This window comes from Pseudomonas sp. GW822-FHT03F04 (assembly GCF_058801405.1).
Map to the genome: position 1 here is coordinate 246592 of NZ_JBXANF010000004.1, position 26622 is coordinate 273213.

Here is a 26622-nt window from a genome sequence, read left to right on the forward strand (position 1 = left end):
GCTTCAATAAATAAAAAGCCCCCGACTCGTGAGAGTCAGGGGCTTTTGTGTTTCTGCAGTGTGGCTTACAGCGTCGGGTAGTCGAGGTAGCCGACCGCGCCTTTGCCGTAGAAGGTTTCCGGGTGCGGTTGGTTCAGCGGTGCATCGGCCTTCAAGCGTGCCGGCAGGTCCGGGTTGGCGATGAACGGCACACCGAATGCCACAGCGTCAGCCTTGCCCTCGGCCAGCCACGCGTTGGCGCTGTCCTTGGTGAAGCGTTCGTTGGCGATGTAAGCGCCGCCGAAGGCTTCTTTCAGTTGCGGGCCGAGGCTGTCGGCGCCTTCTTTCTCGCGGGAGCAGATGAAGGCGATGCCACGCTTGCCCAGTTCGCGGGCGACGTAGGTGAAGGTTTCGGCCAGATTGTCGTCGCCCATGTCGTGGGAGTCGGCACGCGGAGCCAGGTGTACGCCGACACGACCGGCGCCCCAGACTTCGATCGCCGCGTCGGTCACTTCCAGCAGCAGGCGGGCACGGTTTTCCAGGGAGCCGCCGTAATTGTCGGTGCGCTGGTTGGTGCTGCTTTGCAGGAACTGGTCGAGCAGGTAGCCGTTGGCGCCGTGGATTTCCACGCCGTCGAAACCGGCAGCCTTGGCGTTTTCTGCGCCGACGCGGTAGGCGTCGACGATGTCGGCGATCTCAGCGGTTTCCAGCGCGCGAGGCGTCGGGAAGTCGGCCAGTGGACGCACCAGGCTGACGTGGCCTTTAGGCTGGATGGCGCTCGGTGCAACCGGCGCTTCGCCGTTCAAGTACGACGGGTGGGAAATTCGCCCGACGTGCCACAGTTGCAGGACGATCTTGCCGCCTGCCGCGTGAACGGCCTTGGTCACGTTGGTCCAGCCGCGCACTTGATCATTGGACCAGATGCCCGGGGTGTCCGGATAGCCGACGCCCATAGGGGTCACCGAAGTGGCTTCGCTGAGGATCAGGCCGGCCGAGGCGCGTTGTACGTAGTACTCGGCCATCAGCGCGTTCGGTACGCGGCCTTCGTCGGCGCGGCAGCGGGTCAGCGGCGCCATGATGATGCGGTTGGACAGTTCGAGATCGCCCAGTTTGATCGGATCGAAAATTGTTGCCATGAGATACAACCCTCGTGAAGTAAGTGAGTGAATCAGTTAGCGGTGGCCAGCTCGGGATTGCCGTTCCGGCGGAATGTGATCAGGGTGACCAGCAGTGCCAGGATCGCGAGCGCCGCAGCAGCAAGAGGTACGCTGGTCAGGCCGTAGCCGTGGGCGATGACGCTGCCGCCGACCCAGGCGCCGAGGGCGTTGCCGACGTTGAAGGCGCCGATGTTCAGGGTCGAGACCAGGTTCGGTGCGGCCTGGCCGTAGGTCACGACGTTCACTTGCAGGGCTGGCACGGCGGCGAAACACGCGGTGGCCCAGAGGAACAGGGTGATCTCGGTCGGGATCAGCGCGATGCTGGTCCAGGTCAGTACGGTGGAGGTCACGGCCATGGCGATGAACACGCCGATCAGCGTCGCGGCCAGGCCTTTGTCGGCCATCTTGCCGCCGATGATGTTGCCGACGGTCAGGCCCAGGCCGATCAACATCAAGGTCCAGGTCACGCCACGGGGCGAGACGCCGGTGACATCGCCCAGCAGCGGTGCGACATAAGTGAACAGGGTGAACACCGAGGCGGCGAACAGTGCGGTCATGCTCAAGGACAGCCAGATCCCGGCGCCTTTGAGCGCAGCCAGTTCGGCGCGCATGTCGAGTTTTTCTTCGTCACGCTTGGCCGGCAGGAAGCGGATCAGGCCGATCAGCGCGATCACACCGATCACGGTCACTGCCCAGAAGGTCGAGCGCCAGCCGGCTTCCTGACCGAGTGCGGTGCCCAGCGGTACGCCGAGTACGTTGGCCAGGGTCAGACCGGTGAACATCAGGGCTACGGCCGAAGCGCGTTTGTTCGGTGCCACCAGGTTGGCCGCGACCACCGAACCGATGCCGAAGAACGCACCGTGGCACAGGGCGGTGACGACTCGGGCGAACATCAGCACCTCATAGTCAGTGGCGATGGCGCAGAGCAGGTTGCCGATAATGAAGATGCCCATCAACGCGACCAGTGCAGCCTTGCGCGGCAGTCTTGCGGTGGCCATCGCCATGAACGGTGCACCAATCGCCACGCCCAGGGCGTAACCGGTCACCAGCCAGCCGGCGCCGGGAATCGACACACCGAGGTCGGCCGCCACATCGGGCAGCAGGCCCATGATGACGAACTCGGTGGTGCCGATGGCGAAGGCGCTCAAGGCGAGTATGAGGAGCGAGAGGGGCATCGTTGGGTCCTTTTGGCTGGCTGACGTTAAGGGTCAGAGCTCTTTGCTGAGGGTGCTGAGGAACGCCTGGATCACGTCCTCGTTGCGTTTGAAAAAGTGCCACTGGCCGGCTTTCTGGCTGCTGATCAGCCCGGCGCGTTGCAGGGTGGCCAGGTGCGCGGAGACGGTCGATTGCGACAGGCCGCAGCGTTGATCGATCTGCCCGGCGCAGATGCCGTACTCGTGGTTGTGGATCTGTTCCGGAAACTGGGCTTTCGGGTCTTTCAGCCAGTTGAGGATGTCTCGCCGTACTGGGTGTGCCAGGGCTTTTATTATTTCGTCGAGGTCGATGTTCATGGCTGGTTGCTCGTGATGTGTGTAGCGCTATATCGCGATGAGGCGAACTTTAAATCGGTATTTCGCGATATACCAATATGAATTCGATCTGACGACCGCATAAATCGGTATATCGGGTTATAACGATATGTGAGGTGTAAACATACGCGGCCGCGGTGCTAAGCTGCGCCCATGAACTATCTCGCACATTTGCACCTCGGTGGCCAGCGTCCCGGTCAATGGCTCGGCAGTCTGTATGGCGATTTCGTCAAAGGACGGCTGCAAGGGCAGTTCGATCCGGAGATCGAAGCGGCGATTGCCTTGCATCGTCAGATCGATGTCTTCACCGATCGCCACCCGTTGGTGGACGCTTCATTGGCGCGTTTTTCCACGACCCGTCGCCGTTACGCCGGCATCGTCCTCGACGTGTTCTTCGACCATTGCCTGGCCCGCGATTGGGCGCTCTACGCCGACCGACCGCTGGCGCAATTCACCACTGACGTATACCGAGTGCTGTCCAGCGAGCGGCAATTGCCCGAGCGCCTGGCGAAGATCGCCCCGCACATGGTGGCCAATGACTGGTTGGGTTCGTATCAGGAATTTGAAGTGCTGGAGCAGGTGCTGCGCGGGATTTCCCGGCGCCTGAGCAAACCTGAAGAACTGGCGGGGGCGATGCAGGAATTGCGGCGTTTGTACGAACCGCTCAGTGACGACTTTCGCTTGTTCTACCCACAGCTGCAGGACTTCGCAGGCCGGCAGCTGTAGGGCAGATGTTGACGATCAGGCAGCGATCAGCTCGCCTGCACGACGCGGTTCGGCTGGTTTGGCCACCTCGCCGAACAACGCTTTCTGCACCGCTTGCTGGGCTTCGTACGCCAGCGCCGCGCGTTCCCGACCCTGGCAGGCAATCGGCTTGAGCAGATGAACTTCCACATCGCCGCAGTCGTTGCTGAACAGACGCATCAGGTGTGACAGCAGATCGTCGTCGCCAATGAACGGTGCCAGCGAATCGATCTCGCCATTGCGCAGATAACGGATCGCCACCGGTTGCAGCTTCACTTCCGAATCAATCGCCGCCGACAGCAGACGACCATGGAAGGTACGCAGCGAACGGCCATCCGTGGTGGTGCCTTCCGGGAACATCAGCAGCGGATGATCGGTTTGCAGGTGACGGGTCATCTGCTTGCGGATCAACTGGCTGTCGCCCGAACCGCGACGGATGAACAGACTGCCGGCCTTCGCCGCCAGCCAACCGGCCACCGGCCAGGTGCGCACTTCGGCCTTGGACAGAAACGACAGCGGCGTGAGCATTCCGAGCAGCGGAATGTCAGTCCACGACACATGGTTGCTGACCCATAGCATCGGCTGCTTCGGCAGCTCACCGTGGACGGTCACGCGAAAGGGCAGGGCATTGCTCAGGCGCGCCATGAAAAACCGCGACCAGCGCTGCCGGCGTTGCATCGAATGGGCCAAGCCCAGACGCTCGAAAACTCCGAAGACACTGGCCATGCTCAAACCCAGCGTCACCACCAGCAGCACCCGCGCGATCCGCGCGTACACCCGCAGCCGGCTCATCACACGGCCGCCTTGAAGTGCTTGGCGTAGCGCGGGCAGAGTTCGTCGCGCTTGAGCAGGATGAACACGTCGGCGACCTGGAAGTCTTCGTCCCAGCACGGCTCGCCGCAGATCTTCGCGCCCAGGCGCATGTAGGCCTTGAGCAGCGGTGGCATTTCGGCGATCACGTTCGATGGAATGTCGAGTGTCGGCAGCGGATTCTTCGGTTCGGCGCGCAGGTGTTCGGTGCACAGATAACGTTCGCGCAGGCGCTGCATGATCGCGTGGGCCTGCACGCCGCCGTCCTGCATCGGGATGCTCGCGCAACCCATCAGATAGCTGTAGCCGCCCTGATTGAGGACTTCGGCCAGTTCGCCCCAGAGCACGGCGATAGTGCCGCCGTTGCGGTAAGCCGGGTCGACGCAGGTGCGGCCGATTTCGAGAATCGGGCCTTGCAGACCGGCGAGGCCGTGCAGGCTGAATTCTTCTTCGCTGTAGAACTTGCCCAGGCTGCTGGCGGCGGTGTGATCGAGCAAACGGGTGGTCGCCACCAGGCGGCCGGTGTTCAGGTCACGCACGCCGATGTGGCTGCAGTGAACATCATAGTCATCCATGTCCAGACCCAGTTCCGCGCCTTTCAGCTTGGCGTTGAACTCGCCGCTGAACACGTTGAAACGCAAGGCCTGGGCTTGCTGCAAGGCCTCGGCGCCGATCAGGCGTTCGGCTTGCAGACGGCGTTCATTGCCGGTGTCGCTGATGCGGGCGATCTGAGTCATTTGAATCTCCGTACGGGCCTTTAACCCGTCGTGGGTTACAGCCGATCGACTTTCTTTATGCAGCCGTGTTGTGCAAAGTCAGGCTATGTAGCCCCGGTGTCATCGCCATGAATGTTTGGTGATGCTTATATGACAGCCCACGAGGAGCCTCTGATGACCTGGTCGACCCTGCTTGAATGTCGCGAACGCCTGCCCGCCGTTGCCGATCTGGCGGAGGGTTTCGCCACGCTGCTGCATCAACTGGGCAGCGTCACGCCGTTCGAACTGGCGGTGGTGGGAGGGCGGCGGATGGCGACGCCGGGGCTGGCGTTTCTGGTGGGCTATCAGGCGGCGTTGCGGATGCTCTGGCCGAGCGCGCCGCCGAGCCTGGGGGCTTTGTGTGCGACCGAACAGCGCAGCCTGCGACCGGCGGACATGCAGACCCGGCTCACGGATCTGCGCCTTAGCGGGCAAAAGGATTTCGTCACCGCCGGCGATGCAGCGGACTGGCTGTTGATCGCCGCCCGCAGTGAGCAACCCGGCGAATCGCCGCGCCTGAGCCTGGCGGTGGTGTACCCCGGCGAATCCGGCGTGCGCGTGGAAAAGCTCCCACCGTTGCCGTTGATGCCGGACATCAGCCATGGCCGCCTGTATCTCGACGACGCTCTGTGCGAACTGCTCGCCGGGGACGGTTGGGATGCCTACGTCAAACCGTTCCGCAGCCTTGAAGATGTCTATGTGCTCAGCGCAATGACCGCGTGGCTGTACGGCGTCGGTCAGGGCAGCGGCTGGCCGCAGCCGCTGCAATTGCGCTTGCTGGCGCTGTTGGCCGGTTGCGCGGAGGTCAGTCGGCAGCCACCGAACAATCCGGCGGGGCATGTGTTGCTCGGAGGCTTGTTTGCGCAGTTCGACGGGCTTAAAGCGGAAGTCGATCAGGCGCTGCTCGACGGCAATCCGGAGTGGGCAGCGATGTGGCAGCGCGATCAGTCGGTCATGCAACTGGCCGCAGGTGCGCGGGCCAAGCGTCTGGCCAAGGCGTTGGCGGCAAGTCAAAACACATCTGTCATGAACGCCGGCTAGTCTTGTCAGGTTCATCCCCAGAGCCCTCACCATGTTCAAAGGCCTGTCCCTGTTTCTGCTGCTGATCAGCTTCACGGTTCAGGCCGAACAATGGCCGGGCGAGCAGTGGCCGAGCGGCCCGAAACTCACCGGCCCGGCCGTCGATGCAATGGAGGCCTACGCCTTCCCGACCCGCGATGACAACACCCGCCAGGGCATCCGCACCGACGCCTTGCTGGTGATCCGCGACGGCCAGCTCATCTATGAACGCTACGCCGCTGCGACCACCGCCGACACGCCGCACCTGACCTGGTCGATCAGCAAAAGCCTGATGGCCACGGTGTTCGGCGTGGCGTACGGCGAGGGCTTGTTCAAGCTCGATGATCCCGTCGCGAAGTTTTACCCGGTGCTGGAAAAACACCCGGCCATCACGATCCAGGATCTGCTGCACTGGGCCTCGGGTATCGACTGGCAGGAAGACTACGAATACGCCCCGCTGAAATCCTCGGTGGTGGCCATGCTCTACACCCGTGGTCATCGCGACATGGCCGCCTTCACCGCCGACCACGACAGCTACGCACCAGCGGGTCAGGCGTTCCGCTATTCCAGCGGCGACAGCAATCTGTTGGCAGCGGCGCTGAAAACCATCGTCGGCCCGCAGCGGTATCCCGACTATCCATGGACGGCACTTTTCGATCCTTTGGGCATCCGCCATGCCACCTGGGAAACCGATGCCACGGGCACCTTCGTTGCGTCTTCATACGCTTACCTGACGGCCCGGGATCTGGCGCGAGTGGGCCTGTTGATGGCGCGAGATGGACGCTGGAATGACCGGCAGCTGTTGCCCAAGGATTGGGTCGCCTTCAATCGCCAACCCTTCGCCGGCTACAAGGCTAATCAGGACGAAGCCGTGCCCGGCGGCCACTGGTGGCTCAATCGACCGGCGGACGGTGCCCCCTCGCCATGGCCCGACGCACCCCCCGACACCTTCGCCGCCCTCGGCCACTGGGGCCAGGCGCTGTACGTGATCCCGAGCGAAAAACTGGTGATCGTGCGCTACGGCGATGACCGCGACGGCAGCTATCGCCACAACGAATTGCTCAAGCGTGTGCTCGGGGCGGTGCGGCCATGAAGTTGTTCAGACGAATCCTGCTGGTGCTGCTGGTCGTGCTGCTGGGCTGGGGCTGGCACGAGCGCGAGAATCTGTGGGCCTTCCCGGACATTATCAGCGCCTACACCGCCAAGGAATATTGCTCGTGCCGCTACGTCATGAACAACGACGCCGAGTATTGCCGTGGCTACGTGAAGCAATGGTTGCCCAGCGAACTGACCGATGACCGCACGCAAAAACTGGTTACCGCCAGCGGCATGGGGCGTAGCAACAGCGCCCGGTGGCAAGGCGAACGCCAAGGCTGTCGCCTGCAACCCTGATCCGGTTCCACCCTGTGGAACCACATTCGATTGTCCTCTCGCGTGTCTCGCGGTTATCTGGCGGTGAGCACGACCTGCCGTTCATGTGTCGTGAAACAACACCGAACAACAAGACCGGGAAACACCCGCGCGAGGAGAACCGTCATGCCCCGACATCAGCATATTCTGGCCTGGCTCAACGACGTGGCCGGCGACCTGCACGCCACCCGCCAGGACATTCACGCTCACCCTGAACTCGGTTTCGAAGAAAGCCGCACCTCGGCGCTGGTCGCCCGCTCGCTCCAAGAGTGGGGCTATGAAGTCCACACTGGCGTCGGCAAGACTGGCGTGGTCGGCGTGCTGCGCAACGGCAGCAGCACACGCAAACTCGGGCTGCGGGCCGACATGGATGCGCTGCCGATCATCGAGAACACCGGCGTCGCCTACAGCAGTCGTCATCAGGGCTGCATGCACGCCTGCGGGCATGACGGGCACACCGCGATGCTGCTCGGCGCCGCGCGTTATCTGGCGGCGACCCGTCAGTTCGACGGCACCCTGACGCTGATTTTCCAGCCCGCCGAAGAGGGGCAGGGCGGGGCCGAAGCGATGCTCGCCGATGGCCTGCTCGAACGCTTCCCGTGCGATGCGCTGTTCGGCATGCACAACATGCCGGGCCTGCCGGCAGGGCACCTGGGCTTTCGCGAAGGGCCGATGATGGCTTCGCAGGATCTGCTCACGGTGACCATCGAAGGCGTCGGCGGCCACGGATCGATGCCGCATCTGGCGGTGGATCCGCTGGTGGCGGCAGCGAGTGTGGTGATGGCTTTGCAAACCGTGGTCGCGCGCAACATCGATGCACAGCAGGCGGCGGTGGTGACCGTTGGCGCGTTGCAGGCCGGCGAAGCGGCAAACGTGATTCCGCAACAGGCGATCCTGCGCCTGAGTCTGCGTGCGCTGAACGCCGAAGTCCGCGTTCAGACACTGGACCGCGTGCGCTCGATCATCGAAGCCCAGGCCGAAAGCTTCGGCTGCACCTCGACCCTCGAACACCGTCCTGCCTACCCGGTGCTGGTCAACCACGCCGCCGAAACCGAGTTCGCCCGTCAGGTCGGCGTCGAACTGGTCGGCGCCGATGCCGTGGATGGCAACACACCAAAACTGATGGGTAGCGAGGACTTCGCCTGGATGCTCCAGCGCTGCCCCGGCGCCTACCTGTTCATCGGCAACGGCGTGGCGCGGCCGATGGTGCATAACCCGGCCTACGACTTCAACGACGACATTCTGCTGACCGGCGCGGCGTATTGGGGCGCGCTCACCGAGAGCTGGCTCAAGCCGGCCTGATTTCTTCACTTTTTGCTGCCGCTGAAGCGCAGGTGCGCACGTGCCTGCGTGGTCAACCCACAGCTTCTGGAGAATCCCCATGCAGATTTCGAACGCAGGCGTTTCGCGCACCCGGCAAGTGGTCGCCGCCGTCATCGGCAACGCCCTGGAATGGTACGACTTCATCGTTTACGGCTTTCTGGCGAGCATCATCGCCCGGCAGTTTTTCCCGTCCGACGACGACTACGCCTCGCTGCTGATGGCGCTGGCGACTTTCGGCGTCGGCTTTTTCATGCGCCCGGTGGGCGGCATCCTGCTGGGCATCTATTCCGACCGCAAAGGGCGCAAGGCTGCGATGCAGATGATCATCCGCCTGATGACCGTGTCCATCGCCCTGATCGCGTTCGCGCCGAATTACGCCGCCATCGGCATGGGTGCGCCGTTGCTGATTGTGGTGGCGCGGATGCTTCAGGGCTTTGCCACGGGCGGTGAATACGCCAGCGCCACGGCGTTTCTGGTGGAGAGCGCGCCGGCCCATCGCAAGGGTTTGTATGGCTCGTGGCAACTGGTCGGGCAATGCCTGGCGGTGTTCAGTGGTGCGGCGATGGTGGCGCTGGTCACGCACCTGTTTTCCCCCGAAGCGCTGGACAGTTGGGGCTGGCGGATTCCGTTCGTGCTCGGTCTGCTGATCGGCCCGGTGGGCTTGTGGATTCGCAAGCACATGGAAGAGCCGGAAGAGTTTCTTGAAGCGCGCAAGAAGGCCAAAGGCGCAGCCCCCGGCCTGTGGCAGGTGTTGCGCGAACATCGCCGCAGCCTGCTGGTGTCGATGGGCCTGGCGTGCGGGGCGACGGTGTCGTTTTACGTGGTGCTGGTGAACATGCCGACCTTCGCCCACAAGAACCTCGGCCTGCCGCTGGATCAGGTGTTGCTGGTGCAGATGCTTGCGGTGGGGCTGATGACCGTGGTGATTCCGCTGTCCGGTGCCCTGTCCGATCGCCTCGGTCGGCGGCCGGTGCTGATGGCGTTCACCCTGGCGTTTTTCGTCATGGTCTATCCGCTCTATGTGTGGGTCGCGGCGGCGCCTTCGATCGAACGCTTGCTGGTGATGCAACTGTTGCTGTGCACGGCGATTGGCGGGTTCTTCGGCCCGGCCCCGACAGCGCTGGCCGAGCAGTTCCCGATTGAAGTGCGCTCCACTGGCGTGTCGGTGGCCTACAACGTGGCGGTGATGGTGTTCGGTGGTTTCGCGCCGCTGATCGTCACCTGGCTAAGCAAAGTTCTGAACACCCCGGTGGCGCCGTCGTTCTATGTCTTGTTCGCTTGCCTGCTGACCCTGCTCGGTACTTACTGTTTGCAGGAGGCCCCGCGTGCAAAGAAACCCGTTGCGCTCAACCTGGGAGTGAAACCGTGAGTCCGTTAGCCATTGATCCGATTGTCGCCCTTGATGCCGATGCGCTGTCCCGGGCGATCCATGCCCGCAAGGTGTCGTGCCGCGAAGTGATGCAGGCCTACCTGACGCACATCGAACGCTTCAATCCGGCGGTCAACGCGCTGGTCTCGCTGCGTCCGCAGGACGTGCTGTTGCGCGAAGCCGATGAATGTGACCGGCAACTGGATCACGGCGAGTCCCGGGGCTGGATGCACGGCATGCCCCAGGCGATCAAGGACCTGGCGGCCACCGCCGGGTTGCGCACCACCCTGGGGTCGCCGTTGTTTGCCGAGCAAGTGCCGCAGCACGACGCGATCAGCGTGGCGCGGGTGCGCGATTGCGGGGCGATCATCATCGGCAAGAGCAACGTCCCGGAGTTCGGCCTCGGTTCGCAGACCTACAACAGCGTGTTCGGCACCACCACCAACGCCTACGATCCGGGCCTGATTGCCGGCGGCAGCAGCGGCGGGGCGGCGGTGGCGCTGGCCCTGCGTCTGCTGCCGGTGGCCGACGGCAGCGACATGATGGGCTCGCTGCGCAACCCGGCGGCGTTCAACAACGTGTTCGGCTTCCGCCCGTCCCAGGGCCGCGTGCCCCATGGGCCAGCGCCGGAAGTGTTCGTCCAGCAACTGGCCACCGAAGGGCCGATGGGGCGCACGGTCACCGACGTCGCGCGATTGCTCTCGACCCAGGCCGGTTACGATCCGCGCGTGCCGCTGTCGCTGGCCGATGAACCTCGGGATTTCGGACTGGATCTGCAACAGGACTGCAGCGGCCTGCGCCTCGGCTGGCTCGGCGATTACAACGGCTATCTGCCGATGGACGATGGCGTGTTGAGCCTGTGCGAATCGGCGCTGGCGGATTTCAGTGCATTGGGTTGCCACGTCGAAGCCTGTCAGCCGGAGTTTTCCATGGAGCGCTTGTGGCAGACCTGGCTCACGCACCGGCATTTCCTGGTGCAGGGCAGCCTCGGCGCGGCCTATGCCGACCCGCAAAAACGGGCGCTGCTCAAACCCGAAGCACAATGGGAAATCGAGGGTGGTTTGCGTCTGACCGCTGCCGAGGTCTATCAGGCATCGGTCGCGCGCAGCGAGTGGTATCGCGCGGTGAGCGAGCTATTCGAGCGTTACGATTTCCTGCTGCTGCCCACCGCCCAGGTGTTCCCTTTTGATGCACAGCAACCGTGGCCGCGAGTCGTCGGCGGGCAGACCATGGACACCTATCATCGCTGGATGGAAGTGGTGATCGGCCCGACACTGGCGGGGTTGCCGAGCATCAGCGTGCCGGTGGGTTTCAACCCGGCCGGGTTGCCGATGGGCCTGCAAATCATCGGCCCGGCCCAGGCGGATCGGGCGGTGCTGCAACTGGCCTATGCTCATGAGCAACTGACGCGCTGGGTCGAGCGGCGACCGCCGGCATGCCTGCAATCGGCCTGAGCGGCCCGCATCTTGCTGCACGAAGTGATCTTTCACCCGCATCCACGGAGGTCGAACACATGGGCAGCAAGGCAGACACCGGCAGCGTGCGCTCGGTCGAACGGGCGCTGGCCATCGTCGAGTTGCTCGGCGAGCATCAGGCGTTGGGACTCGAAGAGTTGCACTACCTGACCACCCTGCCCAAAGCCACGGTGTCGCGGATGCTCGCCACCTTGCAGGAGCAGGGCTGGATCTATCGCGGCCTCAGCGACCGTCGCTACCGGTTGTGCGCCAAGCGGCTGTTCGGTGATCGTCAGCAACGCTTCAAGCGCCATCTGGTGGAAAGCGCCGCGCCGATGCTGCTCGAACTCAGCGAGCGCACCGGGTTGGTGGCGGATCTGTCGTGCTTCGACGGAGAACGGGTTGAAGTGATGGAAAGCGCGATCCCGCAAGTGCTGCGCAAACGCTATCCGAACAACTGTCAGATCGTCGGTCATCACGCGAGCCTGTTTCATTCGGCGATGGGCCGGGCCTGTCTGGGAGAGCTCGACAGCCAGGACGTGCAGCGACTGGCCGAGCGCGAACAACTGGCGGATGACGGTGTGTTCCAGGCCACCGAGCAAGCCCTGCATCAGGGTTTCGGCCAGCGCACCGAAGGCTATTGGGAATACCCGGTGCGCCTGCCGTTCCTGATTCGCGCGGTGGCGTTGCCGATTCGTGCGCAGGGGCAACTGGTCGGCAGCATGGCGCTGCATTGGCCGATGGATCAGGCGCCGGTGGAGCGGGTGCTGAGCCTGCACCTCAACAGCCTCGCGGCGACTATTGGCCAGGTGCAGCAGGCGTTGGTCTGAGCCTTTGCACAGACTGACAGTTTGCAATAGCGCCACGGCCAGTTAAGGTTCGTGCAGGTTTATCGGCCCCACGAGTCTTCAATGTTCAACCGTTCTCTGTGCAACGCCTTCGCCGGCCTGCTGCTGGGCGCCGTCGCGCTGCCGGCCCAGGCCAACTGGTATCTGGACGGCGAGTCGTCGCGGCTGTCGTTCGTCAGCACGAAAAACGCCAACGTGTCCGAAGTGCAGCGCTTCCTGGTGCTGCACGGCAAGGTCGATCCCGATGGCCGCGCCGAAGTCGAGGTCGAGCTGGACTCGATCAACAGCGGCATCCCGCTGCGCGACGAGCGCATGCGCAAGGAACTGTTCCAGATCGAGCAATTTCCCGAGGCGACCATCACCACGCAAATCGACCTGCGCCCGATCAACGATCTGGCCCCCGGCGCGCAACTTGAGTTGCGCCTGCCACTGACCGTCAACCTGCACGGCAAACAGCACGAATACCCCGCTGAACTGCTCGCCACTCGGCTTGATGACCGACGCTTTCAAGTGGTGACGCTAGAGCCGCTGGTGATCAGCGCCGAGGATTTCGATCTGCTGCCAGGGCTGGAAAGCTTGCGCAAAATGGCCGGCCTGTCGGCCATCAGTCTGTCGGTGCCGGTGGGTGCGGTGCTGATCTTCACGGCGCGCTGACATGCGCGGCGCAGTGTTCCCGTGGCGTGACGGCAATCGCTTCGAACTGTTGATCGACGGCCCGCAATTCTTCCCGCGCATGCTTGAGGAAATCGCCCGCGCCCGGGAGCAGATCGAACTGGAGCTGTATCTGGTAGAGGCCGGCGCCTGTGCCGAAACCGTGGTTCAGGCGCTGGTGCTGGCAGCCGAGCGGGGCGTGCGGGTGCGCTGCCTGTTCGATGATTACGGCAGCCTCGCCTTCACCCTGACCTTGCGTCAGCGCCTGACCCTCGCCGGTGTCGAGCTGCGTTTCTACAATCGCCTGAATTGGCGGCGCTGGGTCGGCAACTTCTATCGCGATCACCGCAAGCTGTTGCTGGTCGATCAACGTTTGGCGGTGGTTGGCGGCACCGGGGTGACCGACGAATTCTGGACGCCGGGCCACGACACCAGCGAATGGCACGAAGTGATGGTGCAGATCACAGGCCCCTTGGTGCTCGACTGGCAATTGCTGTTCGACCGCCAATGGATCGCCAACCGCCATCGCCGGGCCTGGAAACCTCACGCGAATTTCGGCCTGCCGCGATTGCCGCGCGTACCCGACACCGGCGAGGGCATGGGCCGTGTGGCCTACGCCGACGCCCGCCAGCATCGCGACATTCTGCAATCGCTGTTCCGCGCACTGAACAGCGGCCAGAAGCGCATCTGGCTGGCCACGCCGTACTTCCTGCCGACCTGGAAAATCCGCCGCTCCCTGCGCAAGGCCGCCGCCCGTGGCCTCGACGTGCGCCTGCTGCTGACCGGGCCGCGTACCGATCACCCGTCGGTGCGTTACGCCGGGCATCGCTATTACCCGCGCCTGCTCAAGGCCGGGGTGAAGATCTTCGAATATCAGCCGTGTTTCCTGCACCTGAAAATGGTGCTGGTGGACGATTGGGTGAGCATCGGCTCATGCAATTTCGACCATTGGAATTTGCGCTTCAACCTTGAGGCGAATCTGGAGGCGCTGGATCCGTCACTGACAGCAGCGGTGGTGGCGAGTTTCGAGAAGGACTTCGGCCTGAGTCAGCAGGTGAGTCTGGAGGAATGGCAGCGCCGGCCGTTGTGGCGGCGGGTGAAGCAGCGGATCTGGGGCTGGGTGGATCGGGTGGTGGTCAATCTGCTCGATCGTCGGGGCTGATTCAACACCGCAAAAACAATGAGGGAGCTGGCAAGCCAGCTCCCTCAGTTTTATGTGTAGCTTTAACAGTTACAGCAATTCAAAGCTCTGCTGCGTCACGTCCTGGGAATCCAGGCCGATCTGCACGTTGAACTTGCCAGGCTCTGCCGCGTATTTGAGCTGGGCGTTGTAGAACTTCAGGTCATCTTCGGTGATGGTGAAGTGCACGACTTTCTGTTCGCCGGCCTTGAGCATGATCTTCTGGAAGTTCTTCAGCTCCTTGACCGGACGGATCATCGAACCGGTGACGTCCTGGATGTACAGCTGCACCACGGTTTCGCCGTCACGCTTGCCGGTGTTTTTCACCGTGACACTGGCGTCGAGCTTGCCGGTGGTGTTCAGGGTGGTCGACGACAGCGCCATGTCGCTCAGGCTGAAATCGGTGTAGCTCAGGCCGTAACCGAACGGGAACAGGGGCCCGGTGGTGTCATCGAAATACTGCGAGGTGTAGTTGCCCGGTTTGCCCGGCGTGAACGGCCGGCCAATGCTCAGGTGGTTGTAGTAGGTCGGGATCTGACCCACGGAGCGCGGGAAGGTCACCGGCAGTTTGCCCGACGGGTTGTAGTCGCCGAACAGCACGTCGGCGATGGCGTTGCCGCCCTCGGTGCCGCTGAACCAAGTTTCCAGAATCGCGTCAGCCTGTTCCTTTTCCTGAAGGATCGTCAGCGGACGGCCGTTCATCAGCACCAGCACCAACGGCTTGCCGGTGGCTTTCAGGGCGCGGATCAACTCACGCTGGTTTTCCGGGATGTTCAGGTCGGTACGGCTCGACGACTCGTGGGACATGCCACGGGACTCGCCCACGGCTGCAACGATTACGTCAGCGTCCTTGGCGGCTTTCACCGCTTCGTCGATCAGCACGTTGGCCGGGCGCGGGTCATCGACCACTTCCGGCGCATCGAAGTTGAGGAAGTTCAGGTAGTCGAGGACCTTCTTGTCGCTGGTGATGTTGGCGCCACGGGCGTAGATCAGGTTCGACTTGTCGCCGATCACGCTGCTCATGCCGTCGAACAGGGTGACCGATTGCGCCGGACGGCCAGCAGCGGCCCAGCTACCCATCATGTCGATCGGGGCCTTGGCCAGCGGACCGACCAGCGCGACTTTCGCGGATTTCTTCAGCGGCAGGGTTTCGTTCTGGTTCTTCAGCAGCACCAGGCTGCGACGGGCGACGTCACGAGCGTCGGCGCGGTGCAGGCGGCTGTCGGCGTAGGTGTCGGCCGGATCGTCTTCGGCCTTGCCAATGCGCAGGTACGGGTCCTTGAACAGGCCCATATCGTACTTGGCCCCGAGCACTTCGCGCACGGCGTTGTCGATGTCTTTCTGTTCGATCTCGCCGGACTTGAGCAGCCCCGGCAGTTCTTTGCCGTACAGGGTGTCGTTCATGCTCATGTCGATGCCGGCCTTGATCGCCAGCTTCGCCGCTTCACGACCGTCGGCTGCCACGCCGTGCTTGATCAGTTCGAAGATCGCGCCGTGGTCGCTGACCGCCAGGCCCTTGAAGCCCCATTCCTTGCGCAACAGGTCGTTCATCAGCCAGGTGTTGGCGGTGGCCGGGATACCGTTGATCGAGTTCAGCGCGACCATCACGCCACCGGCGCCGGCATCAATCGCAGCGCGGTACGGTGGCAGATAGTCCTGGTACATCTTCACCGGGCTCATGTCGACGGTGTTGTAGTCGCGACCACCCTCGACCGCGCCGTACAGGGCGAAGTGCTTGACGCTGGCCATGATGCTGTCGGCCGCGCTCGGGGTTTCGCCCTGATAGGCCTTGACCATGACTTTGGCGATGCGCGAGGTCAGGTAGGTGTCTTCACCGAAACCTTCGGAGCTGCGGCCCCAGCGCGGGTCGCGGGAAATATCGACCATCGGCGCGAAGGTGATGTCGAGGCTGTCGGCTGCGGCCTCTTTGGCGGCAACGCGCCCGGACTGGCCGATGGCGTCCATGTCCCAGCTCGATGCGAGGGCCAATGGAATCGGGAAAATCGTACGGTGGCCGTGGATCACGTCGTACGCGAAAAACATCGGGATCTTCAGGCGGCTGCGCATGGCAGCGTCCTGCATCGGACGGTTTTCCGGGCGGGTGATCGAGTTGAAGGTGCCACCGATGTTGCCGGCGGCGATCTCTTTGCGGATCAGTTCGCGCGGCATCTCCGGGCCGATGCTGATCAGGCGCAACTGGCCGATCTTCTCGTCGAGGGTCATTTGTTTCATCAGGTTACTGATGAACGCATCCTTGTTTTCCAGGGGTACCGGGGTCGTGGCGGCCAGTACTTGATGACTGGCCAGGCTGACGAACAGGCCCAGCAAACACAGCTTCTTCATGAATAGTTTTCTCAAGGGCCTAAACGGCGTTGCAATGCCGGCCAGCCAAAATTTAGGGAGCGACTATTGTTGTTCGGGTGCTGATTCAGAAAACGACAGCCGAATGTACATCGTCAGTTTCGACGACGTGATCGCGCAGGGCCTCTTTTTAGCCCATCGGCCCGCCGCAATCCAGTGGCGCGGGCGATTATGCCCCAACCGCCGGCTGAGAATGTTTCGCGAGTCATTATTCATGAAATGTGCAAGGGAGCACCCGTCCGATGAATGTCAGTCCTGTCTACCGCTCGCGTTTGCAGGTCGCCACCTTGCTGGTGCTGGCCACGCTGTTGACCGCCTGCGGCATCAACAACATTCCCACCCTCGACGAACAGGCCAAGGCGGCCTGGGGCCAGGTGCAGAACCAGTATCAGCGCCGCGCCGACCTGATCCCCAACCTGGTGGAAACCGTGAAGGGTTATGCCAAGCACGAGGAGGAAACCCTGACGGCGGTGGTCGAGGCCCGGGCCAAGGCGACGTCGATCCAGGTCGATGCCAGCACCCTCGACAACCCGGAAAAGCTCAAGCAGTTCCAGCAGGCCCAGGATCAACTGACCGGTGCCTTGAGCCGATTGATGGTGGTGTCCGAACGTTATCCGGACCTGAAGGCCAACCAGAACTTCCTCGCCCTGCAATCGCAACTTGAGGGCACGGAAAACCGCATCGCCGTGGCCCGCCGCGACTTCATTCTGGCGGTGCAGAAATACAACACCGAGATCCGCACCTTTCCCGGTCGCCTGTGGCACAGCGTGATGTACAGCGACCTGCCGATCCGCGAGACCTTCGAAGCCACCAGCCCCGGCGCGGACAAGGCCCCGGAAGTGAAGTTCTGAGCCGGGGATGCCCATGCGTGTGTTGAAGATGGGCCTGGTGCTGATGCTGTGGCTGTTCGCCGTCAGCGCCCGGGCCGAGTTGACCTTTCCGGCGCTGACCGGGCGGGTGGTGGACGACGCGCAGATGATCGAGCCGTCGGTGCGCGCGCAGCTGAACCAGCAGTTGCAGGCCCACGAACAGGCGACCGGCGAGCAGTTGGTGGTCGTGACCTTGCCGAATCTGCAAGGCTCCACTATCGAGGACTACGGCGTCGAGCTCGGCCGGCACTGGGGCATCGGCCAGAAGGACAAGAACAACGGCGCACTGTTGATCGTCGCCCGGGACGAGCGCAAATTGCGCATCGAAGTCGGCTACGGGCTGGAGGATCGCCTGACCGATGCCCAGAGTTCGGTGATCATTCATCAGGTGATCACGCCGTCGTTCAAGGCCGGCAATTTCAGCAAGGGCATCAGCGACGGTGTGGCGGCGATGCTGGTGGTGCTGGGCGGCAATCCACTGGACGAACCTTCCACGGTGTATGAATCGGCCGGCGATCCGTCGGACGATTTCGTCTCGCGGCACCCGGCGTTGTTCGTATTTCTGGTGATGTTGTTCATCCTGACTGTTTTTATCTGCCAGATGCTCGGTATCCTTCCCGCCGGCCGGGGCGGCTCCGGAGGAGGGGGCGGCTTTGGTGGCGGTGGTTTTGGCGGCGGCGGTGGAGGCGGGGGCTTCAGCGGCGGCGGTGGCAGTTTCGGCGGGGGCGGGTCTTCCGGCGGCTGGTGATAACAATAATGAGCAGGCACTTCACGACATGGCATTACTGACTGAACACGAACAACGCAAGGTCGCCGAGGCCATCGCCCGGGTCGAACGCGACACCGACGCCGAACTGGTGACGGTGCTCGCGGCACGCGCCGACGACTACGCGTACATCCCGCTGCTGTGGGCCAGCCTGCTGGCGCTGGTGGTGCCGGGCATCGTGCATTACCTGACCGGCTGGCTGACGATGCACAGTCTGCTGCTGGTGCAGTGGGTCAGTTTTGTCGTGCTGTGCCTGGTGTTTCGTCTGCCCAAGGTCACCACCCATCTGATTCCGCGCCACGTCCGCCACTGGCGCGCCTCGAACCTGGCGCGTCGGCAGTTTCTCGAACAGAACCTGCATCACACGGTAGGCAGCACCGGCATGCTGATTTTTGTCTGCGAGGCCGAGCGGTACGTGGAGATTCTGGTGGATGAAGGGATTTCCAGAAAACTGGATAACAAGAGCTGGGATTCGATTGTCGCGGCGTTTACCGAGCAGGTGCGGCAGGGCCAGACGTTGCAGGGATTTGTCACCTGCATTGACGCGTGCGGCGAGTTGCTCAAGGTGCATGTGCCGGTGACGCAGGTGCGCAATGAGTTGCCCAATCGTCTGGTGGTGCTGGGATAAGCCGTTCGGGAAATTAGCCGTGCCCTCGAACGCCATCCCCCCTAAACTAGCGGCCATTCCCGATTTGCCCGTCCGAGGCCGCTTTTTCTCATGTCCGTTACCGTCCCATCTGCCAAACCGGCGCCCGATCACCACGCCCAGTTCATCGAGCTGCTGCAAGCCAGCCTCGAACAGAACGGCTTCATCAAACTGGTGCTGGCCAAGTACGTCGGCGAAGAAGCGGACCTGCAGCGGATCATCATCAAACCGGTGACGGTCAAGGCGCAGCCATGCCTGTCGTTCGTTTATCGCTACAAGACCCGCGACATCACCAAGAACCTGCCGTTGGACGAAGCTGTAACGACGATCGCCGAGCTGCTGCCGGCGGCGTTCAAAAATGCGCATTTGCTCACGCTGACCGACGAAGCCCAGCTCGAATACAGCAAAAAGGGCAAGAGTTCGCTGTTCATGAGCAAACCCCAGCAATTGCGTGAAGTGCCGTCCGCCGAGCATAACCGCGAGAAAAACCGCTTCCTCGATCTGAACCGACCGTTCCTCAAGGATCTGGGCGTGACCAACGCGCAACACGAGTTGATCCCGGCGATGTCGCGCAAGTGGAAGCAGATCAACAAGTTCATCGAAGTTTTCAGCCACGCCCTGACATCCTCGCCGCTGGCTCTGGACAAACCGGTGCGGGTGGCGGATTTCGGTTCGGGCAAGGGCTATCTGACGTTCGCCATCCATGACTATCTGCGCAACACCCTGAAGGCCGAAGGCGAAGTCACCGGCGTCGAGCTGCGTGAAGAGATGGTCAATCTGTGCAACACCGCCGCCGCGAAGCTGGAACACCCAGGGCTGGTGTTCAAGTGCGGCGATGTGCGCAGCGTGGCGCCGAGCGAGCTGGAAGTGATGATCGCTTTGCATGCCTGCGACATCGCCACCGACTATGCGATCCACACCGGCATCCGCTCGGGCGCATCGATCATCATGTGCTCGCCGTGCTGCCACAAACAGATCCGCTTGCAGATCCAGAGTCCGACGCTGCTCAAGCCGATGCTGCAATACGGCCTGCACCTGGGCCAGCAGGCGGAAATGGTCACCGACAGTCTGCGTGCGCTGTTCCTCGAAGCCTGCGGTTACGAGACCAAGGTGTTCGAGTTCATCTCGCTGGACCACACCAACAAGAACAAGATGATCCTCGCCGTGAAGCGCGCCGAGCCGGTGGACCCGGCCCAGTTGCTGGTGAAGATTCAGGAGCTCAAAGCGTTCTACCACATCAGCGAGCACTGCCTGGAAACCCTGCTGCTCGCCGATGGCCTGCTGCCGCTCAAGGCTTGAGCTGAACTCCGGCCGGTAACGTGCCCGGTTGAGCCGGGCGCACTGCGGTCTTGCGCCCGAGCATCACTGTCGCGATCACCCCGCAGGCGAACAGCCAGGTGATCGGCTCCACGTGTTCGCCGAAGAACAGCGCGGAAAACGCGATGGTGAAGAAGATCTGCAACAACTGGATCTGACTGACCCGGGCAATGCCGCCCATGGCCAGCCCGGCGTACCAGGCGAAGAAACCCAGGAACTGCGAAAACAGCGCGACGTAACCGAAGGCCCACCAGGTTTTCGTCGAGACCGCGCCCTGATGCTGGATCGCCAGATACAGCACCGGGCCGATCAGCAACGGCGTCGACAGCACCAGCGCCCAGCAGATCACCTGCCAGCCGCCCATTTCCCGGGCCAGGCGTCCGCCCTCGGCATAACCCAGACCGCCCACCGCAATCGCGCCGAGCATCAGCAAATCCCCGGCCTGAATGCTGCCGGCACCGGTGTACAACGCATAACCCAGCACCAGCGCGCTGCCCAACGCAGCGCAGGCCCAGAAGGCTTTCGACGGACGCTCATGGGACAGCCACGCCGCGTACAGCGCCACGCACAGTGGCTGCAAACCGTTGACCAGCGCGCCGTGGGACGCCGGCAAGGTCTGCATGGCCCACGCGGAGAGCACCGGGAATCCGAGAATCACCCCGGCGATCACCAGGCTCAGGCCTTTGACTTGCTTCCAGGTCGGCCACTTTTCCCGTCGCCACAACAACAGTAACGCCGCCGGAATCGCCGCGAACAACGCACGGCCGAGGCCGTTGAGCAGTGGGTGAAGTTCCTGCACCACGATACGGGTGAAGGGCAGGGTGAGGCTGAAAATCACCACGCCGAGCAGGCCGAGGGCCATGCCGGTGTTTTCGCGCGAAGACATGAGGGCAACCCGATTAGAAGGTGGCAGGGAGGTGGCTTCATCTAGCCACAAACCTTGCGCATCGTGCTGTTACAGTCAGGCGCAGAGTTATCCATACAGTTTGCGGACGTCATCGCGAACCTTGGACTACTTTGAATACTCCTGTGCATTCACCAGAGGAGTCCTGTCCATGGCCGCGAAAAAGATTCTGATGCTGGTCGGCGATTACGTCGAAGACTACGAAGTGATGGTGCCGTTCCAGGCCCTGCAAATGGTCGGTCACACCGTGCACGCCGTGTGCCCGGACAAGGCCGCCGGTAAGACTGTGCGCACCGCGATCCATGACTTTGAAGGGGACCAGACCTACAGCGAGAAACCCGGTCACCAGTTTGCCCTGAACTTCGATTTCGCCAAGGTCGATGCCAAAGACTACGACGCGTTGCTGGTGCCCGGTGGTCGTGCGCCGGAATACCTGCGGCTGAACGAAAAAGTCCTGGAACTGGTGCGAGCCTTCGACAAGGCCGGCAAGCCGATTGCTGCTGTCTGCCATGGCGCGCAACTGCTGGCGGCGGCGGGGATTCTCGAAGGCCGCGAGTGCAGCGCCTATCCGGCCTGTGCCCCGGAAGTGCGGCTGGCCGGTGGCACCTACATCGATATTCCGGTGACCGAGGGCCACGTCCAGGGCAATCTGGCTACCGCCCCGGCCTGGCCGGCGCATCCGAACTGGCTGGCCGGTTTCCTCGGGTTGCTCGGAACCAAAATCACCCTGTGAACGAGAGGCCCATCGCGAGCGTGTTCGCGATGGGCAAGCCCGGACGGATCAGAAGAACCGCGTCACGCTGACCTTGGCATTGCGTCCCTGACTGTAAGCCCGATCACCGCTCAGCGCCGGGCGGTAATCCTCGTTGAACAGGTTGTCGACGGTGAGGTTGACCTCGGTGCCCTTGAGGTACGGCTGCTGCGGTTTCCACTTGGCGAACAGACCCTGCACGTTGTAGCGGTCGTTGGCGTACTGGTCGTAGAACACGTCACCCAGGGTGTTTTTGCTCGAACCGTACTTGTCGCTCGGCAGGCGATCGGTCTGGCGCACGAACTCTCCTTGCCAGCCAACCTGGGCATCCCAGCTAGGAATCTTCACGCCGAGCACGGCAATCCATTTGCTCGGTGGAACGTCCCGCACCCAGACGTCCGGTCCCCATGGATTGGTGTAGGCACCTTCGTGCTTGCCGGTCATCCACGAGTAGGACAGCGAACCGAACAGGTACGTCGAGTCATAGAAGCTTTCGACTTCAAAGCCCTTGATGGTCAGCCCGCCGATGTTGCGGTAGTTGCCCATGGGGCCGGAACCCTTGCAGTCCGAGGCGATGCTGCCGCCCTTGATGGCCTGGTTCTCGCAGCCGATGCCGGTGGCCTTGAAGATCTCGTCGTCGATCTTGTTGCGGAACAGCGTGGTGCGGACCTGCACGTTGTCGTGGTCGGTGAACACGTTGGCGAAGTGGCTGATATTACCGGCACGCCAACCGGTGATGCGTTCCGGGTCGAGGTCGACGCTGGTGGCGGTGCGGCTGCCCAGGCCCTGCACTTCGTACTGCTCGTCGATGACCGGCGCGCGCCAGGTCTTGCTGTAGTCGACGAAGAAGCCGACGTCCGGGGTCATCCGCCAGAACGCCGACAGGCGCGGCGACCAGCCGGTGTAAGTGCGGTCGCTGTAGTCGTGGCCGAAGCTCGGGTCCGGGTTGTCGTAGTAAGGCGCGTCGTTGGCTTCGCCGCGATTGCGCACATGGTCGTAGCGCACGGACGGGGTCAGGGTGAAATCGCCCAGTGTGATCGCGTCTTGCAGATAAACGCTGTTGGTGTCGACCTTGCCCTGGGGCATGAAACTCGGCTGGAAGTAGCCGTAGTTGTACTTCGGCACTTCGTAGGTCTTGCCCGGCATCCACATTTCGGTGTCGCGGCTGTGCTTGCGGATTTGCACACCGCCGGTGACCGCGTGAGACAGCACGCCGGTTTCGAACAGGCTGATGTTGCTCGCCTCGACGATGCGGTCCTTGTAGGCGGTGTCCATCTTGCGTCCGCCGGTGGACGTCTGGAAGAACGCCGTGGCATCACGCTCGTCGGTCTGATCGGTGTTGGATTCGGAATAGCTCAGCTTGAAATCGATCAGGCGATTGTCCAGCGGCTGGTACTGATACTTGGCTGACCATGTGGTGTCGGTGGTCTCGCGGTTGGCGAGGAAACGCTTGAGGGCGTTTTCGTAGCCGTATTGCTTGATGTTGGCGCGGGTCGGCGGGGTCGGATAACTGGCCGACGAAAACGGCGCCCAGCGCTCGCTTTGCGAACGCGAGTACGACAGGCCGACGCTGTGTTCGTCGTTCAGGTGCAGGTTGAACTTGAGCAGTTGGCCGTCCAGATCCAGCGCGCTGTTGGGCAGGCGCCGAGGGTTGATCGGGTACTGATTGTCCGGATCGGGCGGGGTGCCGGCCAGCTTCATGTCGCCGCCATCGCGCTTGGTCAGGTACACCAGCGCATCGGCGCGACCGTCGTCGGTGCGACCGAACACGGCACCGGTGTAGGTTTGCTGATGGTCGTTGCTGGCGTAACCGTACTTGACCATCGCACCGCTGTTGCGACCTTCCTGCAACAGGTCCGGGGCGTCTTTGGTTTCCATGTGCACGGTGCCACCGAAACCGCCGTTGCCGGTGAGCATCGAGTGCGGGCCTTTTTCCACTTCAATGCGTTTGATCAGCTCCGGTTCGATGAAAATCGTGCCTTGCTGGTAGCGCTCGAAACCGCTTTTGGTGGCGCCGTCGACGGTCAACGGCACGTCCTCGGCATCGCCCAGGCCCCAGATGTTGATGGTCTGGCCGCCCGGTTTCATCGAACCGCCCATGCTCACGCCAGGCAGGGTCGCCAGCAGGCTGGGAATGTTGTTTGGCTGGTGGCGGTCGATGTCGGCCTGGGTCAGGGTCGAGCGGCCGACGGTGCTGGAGTCGACTTCGGTACCGCTGCCGATCACGCTCAGGGCGTCGAGCTGGATGCCGTCACCGCTGCTGGTGACCGGCTCTTCCGGGCGCACGACGTAGGTCTGGTTGACCTTGATCAGACCGAACTGGCTGTTGTCGAGCAACGTGCGAATCGCCGCTTCCGCGCTGTATTCACCGTCGAGGGCCGGGGCCTTGAGGTTGCGCAGTTGCGCCTCATCGAACAGCAACTGGATCTTCGCCTGTTGGGCGACCTGACTCAGCGACGTTGCCAAGGGTTGCGCCGGCAAATGCAGGCTCAGGTCAGCGGCATGGGCTTGTACGCTGAACGCCAGGCAAGTGGCGAGCAGGGTCGGTCGAAGGCAAGTGAGCGGGTACGGCGAAAACACGCGAAACATGGAATCCCCCAGGGCGGCGAAAAGGCCAGAAAGGCCTGCGTACGAAGCGCAGACCGGAGGAAGACGCGGCAGGTAAAAAAAACCTCACATGCGAATGCAAAATATTCTCATGTAAGGTTTTGTCAGCGGTTTTCGAGGCGGATACTGCCATCGGCCAGCGCGACGGTTTTCACCGGTACCAGGGCTGGCAGGGCGTTGATCAGGGCGTCCGGGTCCTCGACGTCGAGGTTGCCGGAGACCTTGATCTGCCCCAGTTTTGTGTTGGCCAGCAGCACCGGACGCGGGCGATAGAGGTTCAGCTCATCCACCAGACTGGCCAGCTCACGGTTGCGAAAGGACAGATGCCCGGTGCGCCAGTCGGCCACCTGACTGGCTGCAAGACTGTGTTGCTGCAAGGCGCCGCTGGCCAGGTCGACCGCGACTTGCTGCTGTGCGCCGAGCAGCAGCGGTGCGCGGCTGTCCGGTGTGAACGCGACCTGGCCGTGGGCGACGCTGACCACCAGTTGTCGCTCGCTGCGCCGCACGTCAAAGCCGGTGCCGACCACGCGGATCGTGGCGTCGCCGGTCTGCACCCACAGCGGCCGTTCCTTGTCCGGCGCAACGTCGATGTAGAACTGTCCGCGATCGAGAATGAGCCGGCGCTGGTGGCTGTCGAAGTCGACACGCAGTTGCGTGTTGGCGTTCACCGACAAGGTGCTGCCGTCGGGTAATTCGAAAGTGCGCAGGCCTTTGGCGTGGGTAGCAATCTGCTGCTGATAGACCTCATGTGACGTGCCCAGAGGCGTAGCCAGTACCGCAACGATCAGCGCGGCGGCCATCGCCAGCGCGGGTCGCCAGCGGTTTTTTGAGCGATTTACCGGCAGCGACGTTGGCCGGTTCAGTTGCTGCAATTCACCAAGCTCGGCCCACAACACTTCAAATGAACGATAGGCGCTGGCATGCGCCGGCTCGCGCAGCCATTGTTCGAATGCCTGGCGCTCTGCGGGCTGCTGATCCTGACGATTGCGGGTAAACCAGGCCGCGGCTTGAGCGTCGATGCTGTCGTCGGGCAGTTCCTCGGTGAAGTCGTGAGAACGGTTCATTCTGGCTGCTCCATGCCGTTGTCGTGATCCAGGCGTTGCTTGCAATGCAGCAGTGCGAAGGCAATGTGTTTTTCCACCATGCTCAGCGAAATCCCCATGCGCTCGGCAATCTGCGCCTGACTCAGGCCTTCGAAGCGGTGCAGCACAAGCGCCTCGCGCCGACGTGGCGAGAGTTCGCCCAGCACGGCTTTGAGTTGCTCCAGCCGTTGCTGGCGCTGCGCGGCCGCCATCGGATCGTGATGCTCATCGGCCAGTGGTTCGGCATCGTTGTCTTGAGTGGGCTGCACGATGTGCCGCACCTTTTGGCGGCGCCAGTGGTCACGCAGCAGGTTGCGCGCCATTTGAAACAGAAAGGCCCGCGGTTGCTCGACCTTGGCCCGGTCGCGATAGTCGAGCCATTGGGTGAACACGTCCTGGGTCATGTCCGCCGCGTCACTGGGATTGTCCGTGCGTTTGCGCAGGTAATGCAGGATGTCCCCGTAAAACCGGCGAAACGAATCGGCCGACAGAGGATCGGGCGTGAGGCGGGGCATGACTATCCTTCTCGACGAAGCGGGGGGTGCAGAAAGTCGCGGATGATATGAGAATGATTGTCATTTGTCATGTTCACATTCGCGCCTGTCAGTGCGGAGTGGCTAAACCGTCGAAACGGTCTTTACTTGCGGGGATTCAATCGACAGGAGCAGCGACATGTCCGGATGGTACGAGTTGAGTAAAAGCAGCAACGGCCAGTTCAGGTTCGTGCTGAAAGCGGCAAACGCCGAAACGATTCTGACCAGCGAGCTGTACACCACCCGCAGCGCCGCCGACAACGGCATCGCCTCGGTGCAGGTCAACAGCCCGCTGGACGAGCGTTACGAGAAGAAATCGACGAAGGACGGGCATCCGTATTTCAACCTCAAGGCGGCCAATCACCAGATCATCGGCAGCAGTGAATCCTATTCGTCCGAGGCAGCGTGCGCCAAAGGCATCGCCGCCGTGAAGGCCAACGGGCCGACGACGGTGATCAAGGACAAAACCCTGCCGGTGCTCTGAGTTCACCTCCAGCACAAAAAACTGTGGGACCGGC

Annotated in this window: 26 protein-coding genes; 16 read left to right on the plus strand and 10 right to left on the minus strand. The window is 62.7% G+C overall.

Annotated features, from left to right (window positions below; all coding sequences use genetic code 11):
- Positions 1-65 precede the first annotated feature (65 nt).
- From AC1RMX_RS10770 to AC1RMX_RS10780, 3 genes are read right to left on the minus strand one after another with little or no spacing between them, the layout of a single operon-like run.
- On the minus strand, positions 66-1115 hold the full coding sequence (locus tag AC1RMX_RS10770) for an alkene reductase (RefSeq protein ID WP_192559976.1): 1050 nt from the start codon (positions 1113-1115) through the stop codon (positions 66-68).
- Between the two features lie 32 nt (positions 1116-1147).
- Positions 1148-2311 carry an MFS transporter gene (locus AC1RMX_RS10775; RefSeq protein ID WP_096819473.1) on the minus strand — a complete coding sequence of 388 codons (1164 nt, stop codon included), beginning with the start codon at positions 2309-2311 and terminating at the stop codon, positions 1148-1150.
- 33 nt (positions 2312-2344) lie between these two features.
- The gene (locus tag AC1RMX_RS10780) at positions 2345-2647 is read right to left on the minus strand and encodes an ArsR/SmtB family transcription factor (RefSeq protein ID WP_007957866.1); all 303 of its coding nucleotides are present in this window, start codon (positions 2645-2647) and stop codon (positions 2345-2347) included.
- A 171-nt stretch (positions 2648-2818) separates the two neighbouring features.
- Between AC1RMX_RS10780 and AC1RMX_RS10785 the strand changes: the two genes are divergently transcribed.
- Positions 2819-3391 carry an acyl carrier protein phosphodiesterase gene (locus AC1RMX_RS10785; RefSeq protein WP_096819472.1) on the plus strand — a complete coding sequence of 191 codons (573 nt, stop codon included), beginning with the start codon at positions 2819-2821 and terminating at the stop codon, positions 3389-3391.
- A 15-nt stretch (positions 3392-3406) separates the two neighbouring features.
- Here the strand turns inward: AC1RMX_RS10785 and AC1RMX_RS10790 are convergent, their stop codons facing one another.
- Positions 3407-4201 (minus strand): lysophospholipid acyltransferase family protein, encoded by a 795-nt coding sequence (locus AC1RMX_RS10790; protein WP_102621465.1) that lies wholly within the window; start codon positions 4199-4201, stop codon positions 3407-3409.
- Positions 4201-4956 (minus strand): L-ornithine N(alpha)-acyltransferase, encoded by a 756-nt coding sequence (gene olsB / locus AC1RMX_RS10795; RefSeq protein WP_096819470.1) that lies wholly within the window; start codon positions 4954-4956, stop codon positions 4201-4203. Before olsB ends, AC1RMX_RS10790 begins: the two co-directional genes overlap by 1 nt.
- A gap of 153 nt (positions 4957-5109) precedes the next feature.
- On the opposite strand from olsB, the gene AC1RMX_RS10800 reads away from it, so the two are divergent.
- The 9 genes from AC1RMX_RS10800 (at position 5110) to AC1RMX_RS10840 (ending at position 14250) form a co-directional block, all read left to right on the plus strand.
- Positions 5110-6015, plus strand: a complete 906-nt coding sequence (locus tag AC1RMX_RS10800; protein WP_493071802.1) for an acyl-CoA dehydrogenase middle domain-containing protein — start codon at positions 5110-5112, stop codon at positions 6013-6015.
- A 31-nt stretch (positions 6016-6046) separates the two neighbouring features.
- Complete coding sequence (locus AC1RMX_RS10805) at positions 6047-7126, plus strand: serine hydrolase domain-containing protein (RefSeq protein WP_493071804.1); 1080 nt, start codon at positions 6047-6049, stop codon at positions 7124-7126.
- The gene (locus AC1RMX_RS10810) at positions 7123-7425 is read left to right on the plus strand and encodes an amidase (protein ID WP_096819467.1); all 303 of its coding nucleotides are present in this window, start codon (positions 7123-7125) and stop codon (positions 7423-7425) included. The genes AC1RMX_RS10805 and AC1RMX_RS10810 overlap by 4 nt, the downstream gene beginning before the upstream one ends.
- Before the next feature lie 144 nt (positions 7426-7569).
- Positions 7570-8745 (plus strand): M20 aminoacylase family protein, encoded by a 1176-nt coding sequence (locus AC1RMX_RS10815; RefSeq protein WP_493071806.1) that lies wholly within the window; start codon positions 7570-7572, stop codon positions 8743-8745.
- A gap of 79 nt (positions 8746-8824) precedes the next feature.
- Positions 8825-10135, plus strand: coding sequence for a citrate-proton symporter (locus AC1RMX_RS10820; protein ID WP_096819465.1), 1311 nt, complete (start codon positions 8825-8827; stop codon positions 10133-10135).
- The gene (locus tag AC1RMX_RS10825) at positions 10132-11589 is read left to right on the plus strand and encodes an amidase (protein ID WP_493071808.1); all 1458 of its coding nucleotides are present in this window, start codon (positions 10132-10134) and stop codon (positions 11587-11589) included. Before AC1RMX_RS10820 ends, AC1RMX_RS10825 begins: the two co-directional genes overlap by 4 nt.
- A 59-nt stretch (positions 11590-11648) precedes the next feature.
- A complete protein-coding gene (locus tag AC1RMX_RS10830) occupies positions 11649-12419 on the plus strand; it encodes an IclR family transcriptional regulator (protein ID WP_192559984.1) in 771 nt (256 codons plus the stop codon).
- An 81-nt stretch (positions 12420-12500) separates the two neighbouring features.
- A complete protein-coding gene (locus AC1RMX_RS10835) occupies positions 12501-13091 on the plus strand; it encodes a YceI family protein (protein ID WP_493071810.1) in 591 nt (196 codons plus the stop codon).
- 1 nt (position 13092) lies between these two features.
- Positions 13093-14250, plus strand: a complete 1158-nt coding sequence (locus tag AC1RMX_RS10840) for a phospholipase D-like domain-containing protein (RefSeq protein WP_096819461.1) — start codon at positions 13093-13095, stop codon at positions 14248-14250.
- A 69-nt stretch (positions 14251-14319) separates the two neighbouring features.
- Here AC1RMX_RS10840 and bglX read toward each other — a convergent pair whose 3' ends face one another.
- Positions 14320-16611, minus strand: coding sequence for a beta-glucosidase BglX (gene bglX, locus AC1RMX_RS10845; RefSeq protein WP_493071813.1), 2292 nt, complete (start codon positions 16609-16611; stop codon positions 14320-14322).
- Positions 16612-16871: 260 nt separating this feature from the next.
- On the opposite strand from bglX, the gene AC1RMX_RS10850 reads away from it, so the two are divergent.
- The 4 genes from AC1RMX_RS10850 (at position 16872) to AC1RMX_RS10865 (ending at position 20209) form a co-directional block, all read left to right on the plus strand.
- A complete protein-coding gene (locus tag AC1RMX_RS10850) occupies positions 16872-17480 on the plus strand; it encodes a LemA family protein (protein ID WP_096819459.1) in 609 nt (202 codons plus the stop codon).
- A gap of 13 nt (positions 17481-17493) precedes the next feature.
- Positions 17494-18246 carry a TPM domain-containing protein gene (locus AC1RMX_RS10855; RefSeq protein WP_493071815.1) on the plus strand — a complete coding sequence of 251 codons (753 nt, stop codon included), beginning with the start codon at positions 17494-17496 and terminating at the stop codon, positions 18244-18246.
- Between the two features lie 28 nt (positions 18247-18274).
- The gene (locus AC1RMX_RS10860; RefSeq protein WP_096819457.1) at positions 18275-18892 is read left to right on the plus strand and encodes a TPM domain-containing protein; all 618 of its coding nucleotides are present in this window, start codon (positions 18275-18277) and stop codon (positions 18890-18892) included.
- A gap of 90 nt (positions 18893-18982) precedes the next feature.
- Complete coding sequence (locus AC1RMX_RS10865; protein WP_493071817.1) at positions 18983-20209, plus strand: class I SAM-dependent methyltransferase; 1227 nt, start codon at positions 18983-18985, stop codon at positions 20207-20209.
- On the opposite strand, the gene AC1RMX_RS10870 is transcribed toward AC1RMX_RS10865, so the two are convergent.
- Positions 20199-21113 (minus strand): DMT family transporter, encoded by a 915-nt coding sequence (locus AC1RMX_RS10870; protein WP_493071819.1) that lies wholly within the window; start codon positions 21111-21113, stop codon positions 20199-20201. The genes AC1RMX_RS10865 and AC1RMX_RS10870 overlap by 11 nt on opposite strands.
- 169 nt (positions 21114-21282) lie before the next feature.
- Here AC1RMX_RS10870 and AC1RMX_RS10875 point away from each other — a divergent pair, with 169 nt between their 5' ends.
- Entirely contained in the window at positions 21283-21864 is a 582-nt protein-coding gene (locus AC1RMX_RS10875) for a DJ-1/PfpI family protein (RefSeq protein ID WP_096819454.1), read from the plus strand.
- 48 nt (positions 21865-21912) lie between these two features.
- On the opposite strand, the gene AC1RMX_RS10880 is transcribed toward AC1RMX_RS10875, so the two are convergent.
- The 3 genes from AC1RMX_RS10880 to AC1RMX_RS10890 form a co-directional block, all read right to left on the minus strand.
- Complete coding sequence (locus AC1RMX_RS10880) at positions 21913-24471, minus strand: TonB-dependent receptor (protein WP_096819453.1); 2559 nt, start codon at positions 24469-24471, stop codon at positions 21913-21915.
- 122 nt (positions 24472-24593) lie between these two features.
- Entirely contained in the window at positions 24594-25553 is a 960-nt protein-coding gene (locus tag AC1RMX_RS10885; protein WP_493071821.1) for a FecR family protein, read from the minus strand.
- A complete protein-coding gene (locus AC1RMX_RS10890) occupies positions 25550-26086 on the minus strand; it encodes an RNA polymerase sigma factor (protein ID WP_096819451.1) in 537 nt (178 codons plus the stop codon). The genes AC1RMX_RS10885 and AC1RMX_RS10890 overlap by 4 nt, the downstream gene beginning before the upstream one ends.
- A gap of 157 nt (positions 26087-26243) precedes the next feature.
- Between AC1RMX_RS10890 and AC1RMX_RS10895 the strand changes: the two genes are divergently transcribed.
- Entirely contained in the window at positions 26244-26588 is a 345-nt protein-coding gene (locus tag AC1RMX_RS10895; protein WP_096819450.1) for a YegP family protein, read from the plus strand.
- The last annotated feature ends 34 nt before the right edge of the window (positions 26589-26622 follow it).